At 46.8% G+C, this 14,338-nt stretch carries 17 protein-coding genes; all 17 read right to left on the minus strand.

Annotated features, from left to right (window positions below):
- Positions 1-50: 50 nt before the first annotated feature.
- The gene (locus tag MHI52_RS19125) at positions 51-920 is read right to left on the minus strand and encodes a sporulation protein YpjB (RefSeq protein WP_405157470.1); all 870 of its coding nucleotides are present in this window, start codon (positions 918-920) and stop codon (positions 51-53) included.
- A 66-nt stretch (positions 921-986) separates the two neighbouring features.
- Entirely contained in the window at positions 987-1,613 is a 627-nt protein-coding gene (locus MHI52_RS19130) for a DUF1405 domain-containing protein (RefSeq protein WP_405157471.1), read from the minus strand.
- A 110-nt stretch (positions 1,614-1,723) separates the two neighbouring features.
- On the minus strand, positions 1,724-2,608 hold the full coding sequence (locus MHI52_RS19135) for a c-type cytochrome (RefSeq protein ID WP_405157472.1): 885 nt from the start codon (positions 2,606-2,608) through the stop codon (positions 1,724-1,726).
- A gap of 21 nt (positions 2,609-2,629) precedes the next feature.
- A complete protein-coding gene (gene qcrB, locus MHI52_RS19140) occupies positions 2,630-3,301 on the minus strand; it encodes a menaquinol-cytochrome c reductase cytochrome b subunit (protein WP_017687726.1) in 672 nt (223 codons plus the stop codon).
- A gap of 15 nt (positions 3,302-3,316) precedes the next feature.
- Positions 3,317-3,856: a ubiquinol-cytochrome c reductase iron-sulfur subunit gene (locus MHI52_RS19145; protein ID WP_036607648.1), complete on the minus strand. Its 540-nt coding sequence runs from the start codon at positions 3,854-3,856 to the stop codon at positions 3,317-3,319.
- A gap of 192 nt (positions 3,857-4,048) precedes the next feature.
- The gene (locus MHI52_RS19150) at positions 4,049-4,471 is read right to left on the minus strand and encodes a DUF2487 family protein (protein WP_036607650.1); all 423 of its coding nucleotides are present in this window, start codon (positions 4,469-4,471) and stop codon (positions 4,049-4,051) included.
- A 153-nt stretch (positions 4,472-4,624) separates the two neighbouring features.
- A complete protein-coding gene (locus MHI52_RS19155; RefSeq protein WP_017687723.1) occupies positions 4,625-4,804 on the minus strand; it encodes an IDEAL domain-containing protein in 180 nt (59 codons plus the stop codon).
- Between the two features lie 23 nt (positions 4,805-4,827).
- The gene (locus MHI52_RS19160; protein ID WP_036607653.1) at positions 4,828-5,334 is read right to left on the minus strand and encodes a gamma carbonic anhydrase family protein; all 507 of its coding nucleotides are present in this window, start codon (positions 5,332-5,334) and stop codon (positions 4,828-4,830) included.
- A 44-nt stretch (positions 5,335-5,378) separates the two neighbouring features.
- Complete coding sequence (locus MHI52_RS19165) at positions 5,379-6,497, minus strand: hypothetical protein (protein ID WP_036607656.1); 1,119 nt, start codon at positions 6,495-6,497, stop codon at positions 5,379-5,381.
- Positions 6,498-6,731: 234 nt separating this feature from the next.
- Positions 6,732-7,331 carry a histidine phosphatase family protein gene (locus MHI52_RS19170; protein WP_076328398.1) on the minus strand — a complete coding sequence of 200 codons (600 nt, stop codon included), beginning with the start codon at positions 7,329-7,331 and terminating at the stop codon, positions 6,732-6,734.
- Between the two features lie 43 nt (positions 7,332-7,374).
- A complete protein-coding gene (locus MHI52_RS19175; protein WP_036607660.1) occupies positions 7,375-8,010 on the minus strand; it encodes an anti-sigma factor in 636 nt (211 codons plus the stop codon).
- Positions 8,007-8,600, minus strand: a complete 594-nt coding sequence (locus MHI52_RS19180; RefSeq protein ID WP_036607662.1) for an RNA polymerase sigma factor — start codon at positions 8,598-8,600, stop codon at positions 8,007-8,009. Before MHI52_RS19180 ends, MHI52_RS19175 begins: the two co-directional genes overlap by 4 nt.
- Before the next feature lie 726 nt (positions 8,601-9,326).
- Positions 9,327-10,421, minus strand: coding sequence for a prephenate dehydrogenase (locus MHI52_RS19185; RefSeq protein ID WP_405157473.1), 1,095 nt, complete (start codon positions 10,419-10,421; stop codon positions 9,327-9,329).
- A 26-nt stretch (positions 10,422-10,447) separates the two neighbouring features.
- Entirely contained in the window at positions 10,448-11,548 is a 1,101-nt protein-coding gene (gene hisC / locus MHI52_RS19190; RefSeq protein ID WP_405157474.1) for a histidinol-phosphate transaminase, read from the minus strand.
- Between the two features lie 86 nt (positions 11,549-11,634).
- Positions 11,635-12,441, minus strand: a complete 807-nt coding sequence (gene trpA / locus MHI52_RS19195) for a tryptophan synthase subunit alpha (protein WP_074095638.1) — start codon at positions 12,439-12,441, stop codon at positions 11,635-11,637.
- The gene (gene trpB / locus MHI52_RS19200; RefSeq protein WP_017687714.1) at positions 12,438-13,637 is read right to left on the minus strand and encodes a tryptophan synthase subunit beta; all 1,200 of its coding nucleotides are present in this window, start codon (positions 13,635-13,637) and stop codon (positions 12,438-12,440) included. Before trpB ends, trpA begins: the two co-directional genes overlap by 4 nt.
- Entirely contained in the window at positions 13,634-14,335 is a 702-nt protein-coding gene (locus tag MHI52_RS19205; RefSeq protein ID WP_405159402.1) for a phosphoribosylanthranilate isomerase, read from the minus strand. The genes trpB and MHI52_RS19205 overlap by 4 nt, the downstream gene beginning before the upstream one ends.
- Positions 14,336-14,338 lie beyond the last annotated feature (3 nt).

Here is a 14,338-nt window from a genome sequence, read left to right on the forward strand (position 1 = left end):
AGGTCTTTTTTTATATACCACTTATAGGCCAGGATCAAGTTCATGTTCTATTAACGCCGAAAAGGAAAAATCCCCTGCTGCTGCGCACGATATTTACGATATGCGGCGTAACTTAACGTCGCCACAATGACCGAACTAATGAGTAGCCCGGCTGCCCTGCGATCAGGACCCTGTACAAACGGTACAAAGGCACTCTCGTCCTTCTCGCGACCAAACAACTGGTTAACCAGTTCCTCCCCATGGCCTACCATGCTCTTTAATTGAGCCAGATCAGGTTGCTTGGCAGCGGTAAGCCCTTTGGTATGAGATAACCAGGCGTCCATCTGAGCAATCTCATACGGTTCACGGCGAATCAGTGCGGCAGGACGAATTGTCTCATAATGCTCCTCCAGAACAGTGTAGCGGTTTGCCAGTACGGCCGCAGTTTGCCCTTGATTTGTAGCAGCGGATAAAGCGTCCAGATCGTTTTTCACGATTTTATAATACTGAAGCCATAAAGGCTTGGTTGGATTGGCGAGACTATCTGCTGCAAGTCTGAGCTTGGCTGAGGACTGCTGAAGAGAAGCATCGTCATTTTTCACCTTCACAACGGCTTGTTTCACTTCAACTATGGTTTCGGACAAGGCGTGAATGCCCTCAACTGTCGTTTGTCCCTCAAAGGAGATATGCTCCAGACTTTTACTGATACGCAGAATGCTTCCTCGCACTTCTTCAATATTATTCTCGAGCGCCTGCCGATACAATATGGCTGCTTCCTCATTCAGTTGTGCAATTGAATTGCTTGTGGACACTTGCTGATCTGAATTCGAATTCAATGCTTCACTTTGCGCGGATACACGATATGCTAAGTTCGTACACAGCATTAGAGCCATGAACGATACCACCAGTAAGCCAGTTTTGGTCCCAAACGTTCTCTTCATGGACATCCCTCCCACCACCAATGTATGGCGGGGGACAGTTCATTAGAACAAGCTCAAGATCGGATATCAGGTTCGTTTCGCCTGTCTTAAGGCCAGCCACGCGCACAGAATGCTTACCAGTGTCAGTCCGAATGTGAAATTACGCACACCATCTACATGATCATAGAGGGATGCGGGTAACCAAGGGTAAATATCATATGTATAATCCATCGTATCGTTCAACAGCGTCCAGAGACCTGCAACGACAAGGGAAGTCCAGCGGAAGCCGAAAAAGCGTACAAAAATTAGAGCTTCTATGGCCATCGCACTATGCGAAGCAATCAACATCCAGTCTTGCCAGTGCTGTGTACCACCTTGCATCCAGCCAGCGAAAATAATGGACACCGCCCACACGCCATATTTCACAGATGTGACCACGGAAAGCGCCTGAATCACATGTCCGATCCGTTTGATAATGATGGACCGCGGTGGGTACAACACCCATAACAACGCTAAAGTAAAAAACAAACTCGCTGTTGGGCTATCCGGCACAAATACGATCTGCCACACCGGTTGCTCAGCCAGCGTCAATTTCATTTGCTCTCCGTACCAGATGTATCCGTATACCGTTCCTACCGCATTACACCAAAATAATAGCCACAGGAAATAACGATTGGTTAGAAATTCCCTACTCCAGAAATACGATAAAGCCACATTCCCTGCCCCTTCCTTCATCAATATTGTGCACGATACAGTGCTGTCCAAAAAAACACTTCAAAAAACCTGACCGCATAAACGATCAGGTTTCATTGGTTATTTCGATTTTACTGTTCTGCTTTCTGTTTCGCAAGCCATTCGGTCAGATGAGTGATCTCTTCATCCGTGACACCTTGAGCAATAGCATTATTGTACTGAGGTTGCATTGCATTGTAACCTTCTTTGATAATGGTCAGAATCTCTTCCTGGCTGTGCTTGTCACCTATGCCTCGAAGCGAAGGTCCAGTTGCGCCCTTCATATCAGCCGCATGGCAACCAATACATCCAGCCTTCTTGTACGTTTCCATTGCAGGATCATCCTGTTCCACGATCGCAACTTCTTCTTGCTGTCCAGGTGCATTGGAAACGGGTGGGAGCCCCTGTTCACGCCTCTCCAGCGCTTCTTCTTCACGTTGAATATGTTCAGGTTTCTGTCCACTTGCTTCCAACTCATGCTCGTAGTGCGTCCACGCTACATTTGTCAGGTAGAATACAGAAATGACCGACAAAATCATCAGTGATGAAGCAATTGGGCGTTTATAGAAACGCCGCTCCTTGCCTGTATCCAGGAATGGTGCCAGTAGCAAAGCTCCAAAAGCAACTCCGCTGACCCCCAGTACCCCGAGCAGAACGTAATCGCCCGATGCGTATGGATACTTCAAGTACTGATACAGAAAAAGGAAGTACCAGTCCGGCATAGGAATTACGGATGCGCTCGGATTGGCCGGATAGCCTAAAGGTGCAGGTTCTGAGATCGTGAGAACCAGAATCCCCACCAATACAACGACACCAACCATCCATTCTTTCAGCAGGAAGTTGGGGATAAAGGCTTCTGATTTGCCGGGATACGCCGTGTAATCAGGAGGGGTAATAAATCCCGCCCCTTTACGGACCCGTGAATCACCGACAAAGATAACCTTTTCCTCATCATTCTTCTTATGTCCGTGAGCCATTGCGATTCCTCCCTTCTCAGTTTATAGTGGTCCCGAAATGCCCTGTCTGCGGATCATGATAAAGTGTCCGACCAGAAGCACCAGAAGCACAGCGGGGAGGAAGAATACGTGCAGGGCAAAGAATCGGGTTAGTGTCTGTGCACCAACAATCGTACCGCCTTGCAGGAATTCTTTAATAATCGGTCCCAGCCAAGGAACCGTATTGGCAATCTCCAGTGTTACTTTTGTTGCAAAATAGGCTTTGTTATCCCATGGCAACAAGTACCCTGTCAGCCCCAGGCCCAACATGACGAAAAAGATCAGCATGCCAACAACCCAGTTCATTTCACGCGGTGCCTTGTAAGAGCCTGTAAAGAACACACGCATCGTATGTAAGAACATCATTACGATAACCAGACTGGCTCCCCAGTGGTGCATGCCGCGAACAATTTGGCCGAAGGCTACTTTGGTCTGCAGGTACTCCACACTAGCGTAGGCATTGATAATATCAGGTACATAATACATGGTCAGGAACATGCCTGACAGAATCTGAATAACAGTAATAAAGAACGTCAATCCACCAAAGCAGTACACGAATGCGGAAAAGTGATGAGCCGGATTTACATGCTCTGGAACTTCATGATCCGCAACGTCCCGCCAGATTGGCGTGATGTCAAGACGCTCGTCAATCCAGTCATAGACATTTTTAAACATCTGCGTTCACGCCTCCTAATTCACTCGGGTGTTCGGAACAATGTCGCCCAGATATACCCAACCCTGCTCTTCCTTGACTACGTACTCATCCAGCGGTTTGGGGGCTACGGCAAGATTCTTCCCTTCCTTGTCATAGTGCGCGCCATGGCAGGGGCAATGATACTCGTCAGGGTATTGCTTGTCACTATTCCAGCCTACTGTACATCCCAGATGTTTACAGATAGGTGAGAGTGCATAAATTTTACCCTGCTCGTCTTTGCGAATCCACGCCACTAACGATGCATTACTCAGATACCAACCATCCTGTTGTTTAAGTTCAAAGGTGAATTCTTGAGGCTCATTCGTAATTTTGCTGATTTCAGCTACTTTGACAGAGGTGCCTTCTCCCTTATGTTGCAAAATCGGGTCCACCGCAAAACGGACCATAGGAAGGATTGCACCGGCGGCCATGTAGGCTGTAGCTCCACCAAGCGTGTACGTCAAAAACTGCCTGCGTGACATCTCCATGCGGCTTGGCAATTTCAATGAAGCTTCGTGGTCATGCTCACTGCTCATACTGTCTCCAACCCCCTTTTTCAGCCAACTCTCTCAAACGTTTTCATTTTCATAAATTCCACGACTTACTAGAACATACATAATCATATAGTAGCCCTAGAACACCGTCAAGAATTTGTCACACATTTTTAAGGTTCAATTGTAAGCGTTATTAAAAAATTGTTGTAAAATTGTCACATTTGTCGCTAAAAACTATTTTTTCCACAACTCTCGTATCTTTTCCCCTATAAATCTCGCAATCCCTTCTTCTCCGACCTCATGAGTTAAGACGGACCGACTCAAAACCAGATCAGCAGCTGGAATTTCCACGCCATCCAAATGACCATCCGATGACATAATAACCACATATTTGAATCCTGAGGATTTAAGCTGTTCGGACAAGGAATTTAATGTCATTGACAATTCCGAATTAGCATAATGAAAGGCTGGATAAGTCATGATTCTCCCTTTGAAAGGAATTTCGACCAGATCCAGAAAATCTCTCAGCCGCTCCAACGCCTCGGTAGCTTCAACTGGCGACTGCTCACCGCTAAGAGCTGTGTATGGAATAAGGCATGTATCCAGATAGAGTTGCAGTTCAGCCCAGCTGTCTTGAGTCATCTCACTGAATTTCAATTCCCTATATCCCCTCTCTATCCATTTTATTCCCATATTATATATGACTATATCTTATAAATCCAGACATTCATTTCGGAATTAAACATATTAAAAAAAGGAAACACGCATCTGCGCATTCCCTTTTATCTCAGAAAGGAACTATTTTGCTAATCAGTTTATGGTCCTCAGTTCATCCGTCAGACTCCGGAAAGCTACTTCGTCTCCGGTAGCTAACGCTTTATCGATTTCCAAATAGAGCTTCTCGCTGCGCTGTTTGCGAAGCGCTTCGTCCCAAACCATCTCAGCTGCCAGCCCCAACATGACTTCATACGTAACTTTCATTTTATCCAATAGGATGCACCTCCAAAACGGATTTAAGAGCTCCTATATTCTTTTCCTTTGGTAACATAACCCAGTGAAGTTCTGGACATCCGCTCCAGATCGGCATCAGTCAGCTCACGTATCACTTTGGCAGGTGTCCCCAAAGCAAGAGTATAGGGCGGAATTTTACTATTCTCAGTAACAACAGAACCGGCTCCAATCAGCGTATATTCGCCAATATCGGCTCCATTCAGCAGAATGGCTCCCATGCCGATTAATGATCCTGTTCCAATACAACAACCATGAATGATCGCTGTATGTCCTACTGAGACATCATCTCCCACAATCAAAGGTTGATCAGTATTGACATGACCGACAACGTTATCTTGAATATTACAGCGCTTTCCAATGATAATAGGAGCCAAATCAGCCCGCAGGACTGCATTGAACCAGACGGAAGACTCTTCTCCCATTCTCAAATCACCGATCAGTTTTGCACCTTCAGCCATATATACCGAAGGATGTAACTGAGGTTGTAGACCTTTGTATGGAATTATCATTATTATCACTCCTTAATTTGGGAGTGATTTTAGCAACTTGTCCTTCACTTGTCAAACATAATAGGCGTAATGTCTCCTGAGATGGAGCGACAGGATGCAGCAAGACGTGTGCCCCAGGCTGTCATTTGTATAGTCCTGCCTTCCTCATGTTCCCCAATACGGACCATGCCAAGATGCAACATCATTTTAACAATTCTGTTATCATAAATGGCCTCGGCCGTATCATAGTAAAACGGCTGAATGAACGGACCGATCTGACGAAACAGCGACTCGGCGGTTGACCATTCTTGGGCACATTCGCCTGTCCAATACACAATAGAGGACAGATTGGGAATAGCACCTTTATACAATCTTAACCAAAACCTAAATAGCTGTATCATTTCGGCTGTTTTCTCAGCTCCCAGCTTGTCTTCTCCAGCTGGTGATAACTTCAGCGTGCCTTGCTCCTCACGAACCAGCCGATGGTGAAATGCATAGTCGTAGAGAAGTGCGAAACGATCCGGGTAATCCTTGAAGGAACGGCCATATCCGAATCTCCATCCACCTTTGCCCACCAATTCCTCACTAATGTGCAGATGCTCCATAATCTGCTGTTGAGAGCGACGGTACATCATGCCTTCAGCGTTAAGGGCAATTTCGTGCTGCTGGACAAACTGCAGGAACAACTTGAGATCATCCGCTAAGAGATGATACTCATCCCTATACATGGGTGGCTCCGTTGTTTTGGTAATCCCTGCTCGCAGATGTGTGGATAACACATCCCTGAATCTTAATTTCAGATCCTGGGGTACCTGATACAAATACCTGGTCTGCTGCGTTGTCCCATTGAACAACCATCCACTCTTATTGAAGCGAACGATGAGATCACGTGGACTCGCGCCAGCCTCACTCTCCTTTTTGTCCATCGATTGACGGGCTATGGCAATGAGTTCTTCCATACCATAATACTGGCGAGGATCAAACAACAAGTTGTTCAAAAAGCGCTGATCTGCTTGATTCAGTTGACGTACCTGCTGCTCAAAAAAGGGTCTGCTGCCCAATGTAGTGAGAATACTCTGGATGAGTTCATGTTTGGAATTGGGCTTGCATTCACATTGGTAATAGTCTGCTATTCGATTAAGCTGGCCAATATCGGCAAAAGTAAGCATATCCGCTAGATTCATGGGTCCATCGCCTCGCCCGTTAACTACTTCGACTACTGATTCAGAGCCTGAAATAGTTTGGTTTTGTAAACATCGTTGACGGAATTCCCATAATCTAAACCTCTTTTTGGAAATCTTTTATGTTTTAAACCATACTATGCCCCGAGTTGGTCAATCAGAAGAAAAATGAGAGGTTTGAAATCATATACAGTCTTTATTTCCCCATAAAACGCAAAAAAAACAACCCAAGTTGGATTACTCAGGTTGTTTCGCTGTGTCCAAAGACAGATGTCGTGTGCAATTATATAACAGTGGACTCCAGTCATCACGTTCCTTTTCCAGGATCGTCAGTGACAGGTTTCCAATCCGTTCTGTATACCGATCTTTAAACAAAGCTGTTAAAAGGTTGGCTAAGAAAGCTCCGTGAGTGACAATGAGTACGTTTTGGTCAGAATAGGCCGACCATAGATCTTCCAGAAACGCCAGTGCACGAATCTGGATATCCGCTATCTGCTCCTGTCCCAAGTCTAATGTCTCCCAGGCTTGGCCCCAACGGGCAACCCGTTCTTCTGAAGTCAGGCCTTCAATCTGACCAAAAGCCCTTTCTTTCAACCGTGCGTCTGGCTTGAGCAAAGGTACATTCAACAGCTTGGAGATAATCTCCCCTGTTTCCTGTGCCCGCGATAATCCACTTGTGATGATATAGTCCCATTGGTATTCTTCCGTTAGCAGACGTCTTCCCAGGCGCTCTGCCTGTTCACGACCTTCTCCATTCAGAGGAATATCCGTCTGACCCTGTATACGGCCCGCCGCATTCCAGTCTGTAAGACCGTGACGAATAAGCCCGATTCGCACTTACATCCCTCATTTCTCCACACGGCGAACGAAAGGTTATTACCTATGCACTCGCACCTTGTTTGCGTTTATTCGTTGTTCGATGCATACGTCCAAGAGAAAATAACGCCATTCCTATTGCAAGTAAAGAGAGGGCCATCCAATACTGCGGATAAGCAGGTCCCATGCTCACAACAAAAGGTTCTATGATACTTCCTCTGTCCGCTCCAGTCATGTTGTACTGATACATTCCAGAGGACGATGGTCCGCTTCCGGCAACCCCTGTCTCCAGGATACCCGTAGTAACAACTTTGGTTTGCTCAGCTTCTGATACATCTGGCTTAAACATTGCCATATACAGAAAGCTGCATAAAAAAATAGCCAGGAACGCGGCAATCCACAAAGACATATGCTTGCGGATCACAGCAGAGAAACGATTAACCTTTACCTCTTCCGGCAGTAACCATGGAGACTCCGCGTAGATCCGGTCCATAACGTTACGGTTCACTCTCTCTGCTTGTTGTTCTGTCACTGGAACCGGAATGCTGTGCAGCAAGATCTGAGCTTCTTCCCAGACCTCAAACTGCTCGGAGCACTCTTCACAACCAGCGAGATGAGCATGAAATGCAATCCGCTGAGGATGAGTTTCCGGCAAGTCCCAGACCAGTGCAAACAGTTCCTGGGCTTCATTGCAATTCATCGGTTCTTCATCCCTTCATATGGCTCGTACACCGGTTCGAAGAAATAAGGTTCCAATTGAGTTTTTACGCTTGATCTTGCTCTGAATAATAGCGATTTCACAGAACTGACGCTCTGCCCAAGAATATTCGCAATCTCTTGGTAGTCTAGTTGATCATACTCACGGAGTATAATCGCAGAACGCTGCTTCTCCGGCAAATTGTTAATCGCATCCCTAACCAGCATCACCCGCTCGCTGCGTAGTACAGCATACTCCGGTGTATTCTCCGAAGGAGCAACGGGAACAATCCCGCTCTCTTCAAGTGGGACATTTCCGCTACGCTGTTTGCGAAGCTCACTCAGTACCGTATTTCTCGCAATGGTATATAACCATGTTGAGAATGAGGCATCCACCTCACGGAAAGAGTGCAGACTGCGGAACGCCTTATAGAAAGTCTCAGAACAGAGATCTTCCGCAAGCAGCTCCATATTGGAACTTTTCAACATATGATATACGAAAGCCAGTATTTTACGCTGATAACGACTCATCAGCTCGGAATATAACTCCAGGTTACCTTCCTTGATCTCTCGAATCAACTGGGAATCCGTCATTTGAGTGCGACCCCTCCTCGCCCATCCATGTGCTTCTCCCCGTTCGACTCTATCCATGTATTACCGAACAGGCACAAAAAAGTTGCGGTTCTCACCGCATATAAAAAGCGTTCAGCGCCATAACTGGCCTTCCCGCCAAATTCCCCTATGTAATGGCAATTTCCCCAACGTTTCTACATTAACAGTATTTATTGTACAACGGTCTGCATCATCCTGGCAAATCCATTGGCATCCACAAAACCCGACCTGTCATTCATATGCGGTCATTTTCACGTTCATGACTTCATTTTGAGCCTTTTTGGTAACCCTTGCTTATATAGACGGACGATATACCGAAAAGGTTACAAAAATGTGATATTTATTGGATCTAAGGTATCCTAACAGATTAAGGAGGGAGATGTAAATAGAGGATGTAAGTCCAAGTGTAACTATCAACATATCAATGCCTTTCCCAAAACTTTTTAAGACAAAAAAAAGACCGCTTACATAAGCGGCCATTGCTCACGTGGAGCAATACAGTTATTGGATAGGAGTGGAGAGAAACCATACTGTACCCTTATTATATGTATACGTTTTCATTTTGTCAACACTTTCAGTAAAATTGTTTGAATTAATTATATCTTTCGGTAAATAAGGATAATACATCCTTTTTTTCTGTGACTGAAAATCAAATAACAACTCCAATATAACCTCACAAAAAAGAGGGCTTTCGCCCTCTTTCTCGTCTTATATCCACACTTGATAGCCTAAGGAATCCAATAACGTCTTGGCTCGTTCCATATCTTCTTCCTGACGGAAAGACAGACGCATAATGCCCGGCACATCCACCCGGTTTTCGATAATCTCCAAGTTGCTCAAGTTGATGTCATTCGCCCCAAGCTCAGTTGCGATCTTACCGATCATACCCGGTGCATCCTGGACATCAGTATACAGATCAAATAACGGCGAAATCATGCCTTTGCGTCGTTCTGGTAATATACTGCGGAACTCGCGGGCCTGACGGAATGCCTCCTCTATGCCTTCACCGTTCTTATGCTCCAGCATATCCGTAAAGGCCATCATCTGGCTATTCCAGTCCTTAAGCAAGCCCAGCAGTACATCACGGTTGCTAAGCAAGATATCTCTCCACACAATCGCATCACTGGACGCAATCCGGGTAATATCCCGAAAACCGCCTGCAGCCAGCATTTTATACAGTGGATTCGACTCATTATATTCACGCACCTGATTCACAAGCGCAACAGCAATAACATGTGGCAGATGACTAATCGCCCCCACGATGTCATCGTGCAGCAGAGGCTCCACACGCACGATCTGTGCTCGCGTATACGCAAGCAGCTCAGACAGCCTGCTGTAGGCTTCCTCAGGTACATGTTCTGAAGGGGTTAAGACATAGTATGCATTCTCAAATAACACGGCTGAGGCCGCATCTACGCCTGCACGCTCCGACCCCGCCATAGGGTGACCACCAATGAAGTAAGCGTCAGTCAACCGCACATGCTCGGCAAAAGCGGCAATGGAAGCTTTAGTGCTTCCTACGTCCGTGATGATACATCCTTTTTTCAATGGCAGCTTGGAGAGCTTTTCGAAATAGGATTCAAGCAAACCTACGGGAACGCACAAAAAAATAAAGTCGGCATCCTCTACCGCTTCTTCCAGAGAGAGCGTAGCATCATCCACTACACCGCTCGCTATGTACTTGTCCTTCAGTTCATCCAAGTGGGCGTAGCCCATCACGGTTACACCTGGCTTGCCTTTGAAGCAGAGTGCCAGTGAACCGCCGATGAGTCCTACACCAATCATTGCAATTTTTAGTTTCATGGGTCCTCACTCTTTCATCGCCAGTATTAAGGGCGTGCTACCGCCTTCTCAGCCAGCGTGTTCTCCAGTGCCGTGACAAATGCACGGTTCTGTTCTGATGTTCCGACGGACACACGAATGTAAGTTGGGTATACGTGGAATCCTGAGCGAACGATAATGCCTTGTTTGAGCAAGGATTGGAACGCAATTGCCGAAGGCATATTCAGGTCAACCATAATGAAATTACCCTGTGAAGGGAAATACGACAACCCGAGGCGTGCAAATTCATTTTGCAGGTAATCCCGATCCGTTGCATTCCGCTTCGAGCACTCTTGAACAAAATCCTGATCCAGTAGTGCAGCTTTTGCCGCAACCTGTCCAAAACGGGAGGTGTTAAACGGTTCACGTACACGGTTAATCAAATCAATAATTTCGGGACGTGCAATACCATATCCGATCCGAAGCGAAGCCAAACCGTAAATTTTGGAGAATGTCCGCAGGATGACCAAGTTCGGATACCGTTCGATCAATGGTATACTTTGCGGGTATGCTTCATCGGTTACGAATTCATAATAAGCTTCGTCCAGTATGACCATCACATGAGCAGGCACACGGTCCATAAAGGCTGTAAGTTCCTGCTCGGAGATAATCGTACCTGTCGGATTATTTGGATTACACACCCATACTGCTTTGGTTTTGTCGTTAATTTGCGCGAGCATCGCGCTCAGATCATGCGTGCCATCTTTCAGAGGCACTTCGATGGACACGGCACCCTCAATATCTGCATTGCTTTTATATACAGAAAATGTCTGATCTGCCATGATGGTCTCGTCACCCGGCAAGAAGAAAGCTCTCGTGATCAAAGCAATAATCTCATCGGAACCACAACCAAATATTAAGTTGTTCCGTTCAACCCCAAGATGCTTGGCAAGAACTCCCGTCAGCTCAACCGAGCTACCGTCTGGGTATATGCTTATATTCGTCATTTCTCTCGTAATGGCTTCCAGGGCGGCAGGGGAACTGCCGTACGGGTTTTCGTTGGAGGCCAGCTTGATGACTTGTTCAAGCCCCAGTTCACGTTTCACTTCTTCAATCGGTTTGCCCGGCTGGTACACAGGCAGATTGACAATCTGGGATTTCGGTTTCAACCCGACCGCCTCCTGTTATTGAAATAATGTTAGACACGAATCAGCGTGCACCTTACGTGTCCAAAAGATGTCCTTTCAGGACATCTCTATCCCTTTAATTGTGCCACAAAGTTGCGAATTTGCAACAGTCCCGCTGCACGCGTATCCGGATTTTCAAGCAGAGGAATCGCATCTTCCACCTGACGAACAATGGCACTACCTACAACAACGCCATCGCAGATGCGGGAGAAATGTGCCACCTGCTCATGACTGGAAATACCAAAACCCACCGCTACAGGGAGGTCTGTCAGACTTTTCACCGTCTCAATAAAGCTCTCTACGCCATCAAAGAAAGAAGCTCTCTCTCCGGTTACCCCAAGGGAAGATACACAATAGATAAAGCCACTCGCGCCCGTTACAATCCGCTCAATCCGGGCATTAGATGTAGGTGCAACAAGCGGCACCAGATGCACACCAGCACGATTTGCGCGTTCTCGCATCTCTTCCGCTTCCTCAATTGGCAGGTCCGGAATGATCATGCCACTAATATCGTGTTTGACCAATTCATCAAAGAATACATCCAGGCCTGTCTGCAATACCGGATTATAATAAGTGAACAGTACAAACGGCAGTTTCACACCTGCCTTACGAGCTTTTGCAGCGGTTTCCATCACAGTACGAATGGTAATCTGGCTTTTCAGCGCACGTTCGGAAGCGCGCTGAATGACTGGGCCATCTGCAAGCGGATCGGAATAGGGAACACCCAGTTCCAAAATATCCGCTCCAGCCTGTTCAAGCTCCTTGATGATATCAATCGTTGTGTCCACATCCGGGTCTCCCACGGTTAAAAATGGAATAAGTGCCGTACGATTCTGTTCCTTCAATTGCTGGAAGGTCTGGTCCATCAGATTCATCCCAAGTCACCTCCCGTGTATTTCATGATGGATTCAACATCCTTGTCTCCACGTCCCGACAGACAAATGACTACAATATCATCTGCTGTAAGTTCAGGCGCCAGTTTGACAACTTGGGCAACCGCATGTGCAGACTCCAGAGCAGGAATGATTCCCTCCGTCCGACATAGGAGTTGCAGGGCATCCAGTGCTTCCTGATCCGTGATCGGTACATATTTTGCCCGTTCAATATCCTTGAGATAGGAATGCTCCGGACCAACACCCGGATAATCAAGTCCGGCCGAGATGGAATGCGCTGGCTGAACCTGTCCATACTCATCCTGCAACAGGTAACTCATAGAGCCCTGGAATACACCATGCGTGCCTTTGGTCATCGTTGCAGCGTGATACTCGGTTTCGACCCCTTTGCCTGCGGCTTCAACACCAACAAGCTTCACATCCTGATCACCGATAAATGGATAGAACATACCGATCGCATTACTTCCTCCACCAACAGCGGCTACAATTACATCCGGCAAACGCCCTTCGATCTCCTGAATCTGACGACGGGTCTCATCACCAATCACACGTTGGAAATTCCGCACCATCATCGGATATGGATGAGGACCAACCACTGATCCGAGCACATAGAACGTATCCTCTACATTGCTGACCCAGTAGCGAAGTGCTTCATTACCAGCATCCTTCAGTGTCCGTGTTCCGGACGTCACCGGAATTACTTCTGCTCCGAGCAGCTTCATCCGAAATACGTTTAACTGCTGACGCTCTGTATCTTCTTCGCCCATAAATACTTTGCATTCCAGTCCAAGCAATGCGGCTACGGTTGCGGTCGCAACGCCATGTTGACCTGCACCCGTTTCGGCAATAACTTTCTTTTTGCCCATCCGTTTGGCAAGCAAACCTTGTCCAATGGCGTTATTAATTTTGTGCGCGCCTGTATGATTGAGATCTTCACGTTTCAGATAAATTTTCGGTCCGCCCAATCGGCGTGACAATTGCTCTGCATGATACAATGGCGTTTCACGTCCAGAATACTCGCTTAGCAGATAGTTCAGTTCCTTGTTAAATTCCTCATCTTCAGAGAAGTGGCTGTATGCCTCCTCCAACTCAATAAGTGCGTTCATTAGTGTCTCAGGTACAAAGCGGCCTCCGAAGTGACCGAAACGCCCGTGTTGATCCGGCAATTGATGTGTCATGCCTGCTTCACCCTTTCTACGAATGCTGTAATTTTGGCAATATCCTTCACACCTTCAGTCTCCACGCCGCTGGATACATCGACGCCGAAAGGTGCATATGTCTGTATTAGTTGTTGTACATTGTCCGGCTGCAACCCTCCTGCAACGAACAGAGCAATTCCGCGACTTTTCGCCCATTCAGCATAGGCAGGGATTCGCTCCCAGGCAAACGTTTTCCCGGAGCCCCCTCCATATAGAGGATCATGGGTATCAAGCAATATCGCATCCACGAATTTATCATAAGTATCAAGAGCCCTTATGGCTGCATCATCAGCTTCCGGTCCCGTTTCATCTTTGGGAAAAGAAAAAACTTTGAACACTGCGGCATTCCACCGCTGCTTCACCTGCTGGCAAAATTCCGCAGTCTCCTGTCCATGCAGTTGAATAACATCCAGCTGAGCAATGTCCATAATGTGTTCCAGTTCTTCGAGCGTAGGATTCACAAATACACCCGCAAGCTTCGGCCGATCATAGGTAGACCATTCGAACAACACCGTTCTTAATGCAGCAGCCTGCTCGGGTTCGATTCGGCGGCGTGATTTGGCAAAAACAACACCAATGTAATCCACAGGCAAGTTTATCATCGATTTTAGCACTTCAACGTCCTGAAGTCCACATATTTTTACGGCCGCTGGCAGCGGGTTTCTCAGTTCTGACATACT

It is taken from the genome of Paenibacillus sp. FSL H8-0283, assembly GCF_045040675.1.
GTDB lineage: Bacteria > Bacillota > Bacilli > Paenibacillales > Paenibacillaceae > Paenibacillus > Paenibacillus amylolyticus.

Excerpts from the sequence above, each read along its gene's own strand:
- MHI52_RS19125 (WP_405157470.1), bottom strand. The coding sequence starts at position 920 with ATGAAGAGAACGTTTGGGACCAAAACTGGCTTACTGGTGGTATCGTTC.
- MHI52_RS19135 (WP_405157472.1), bottom strand. The coding sequence starts at position 2,608 with ATGGCTCACGGACATAAGAAGAATGATGAGGAAAAGGTTATCTTTGTC.
- qcrB (WP_017687726.1), bottom strand. The coding sequence starts at position 3,301 with ATGTTTAAAAATGTCTATGACTGGATTGACGAGCGTCTTGACATCACG.
- MHI52_RS19145 (WP_036607648.1), bottom strand. The coding sequence starts at position 3,856 with ATGAGCAGTGAGCATGACCACGAAGCTTCATTGAAATTGCCAAGCCGC.
- MHI52_RS19160 (WP_036607653.1), bottom strand. The coding sequence starts at position 5,334 with ATGATAATTCCATACAAAGGTCTACAACCTCAGTTACATCCTTCGGTA.
- MHI52_RS19165 (WP_036607656.1), bottom strand. The coding sequence starts at position 6,497 with ATGAATCTAGCGGATATGCTTACTTTTGCCGATATTGGCCAGCTTAAT.
- MHI52_RS19175 (WP_036607660.1), bottom strand. The coding sequence starts at position 8,010 with ATGAATTGCAATGAAGCCCAGGAACTGTTTGCACTGGTCTGGGACTTG.
- MHI52_RS19180 (WP_036607662.1), bottom strand. The coding sequence starts at position 8,600 with ATGACGGATTCCCAGTTGATTCGAGAGATCAAGGAAGGTAACCTGGAG.
- MHI52_RS19185 (WP_405157473.1), bottom strand. The coding sequence starts at position 10,421 with ATGAAACTAAAAATTGCAATGATTGGTGTAGGACTCATCGGCGGTTCA.
- trpA (WP_074095638.1), bottom strand. The coding sequence starts at position 12,441 with ATGAATCTGATGGACCAGACCTTCCAGCAATTGAAGGAACAGAATCGT.
- trpB (WP_017687714.1), bottom strand. The coding sequence starts at position 13,637 with ATGACACATCAATTGCCGGATCAACACGGGCGTTTCGGTCACTTCGGA.
- MHI52_RS19205 (WP_405159402.1), bottom strand. The coding sequence starts at position 14,335 with ATGTCAGAACTGAGAAACCCGCTGCCAGCGGCCGTAAAAATATGTGGA.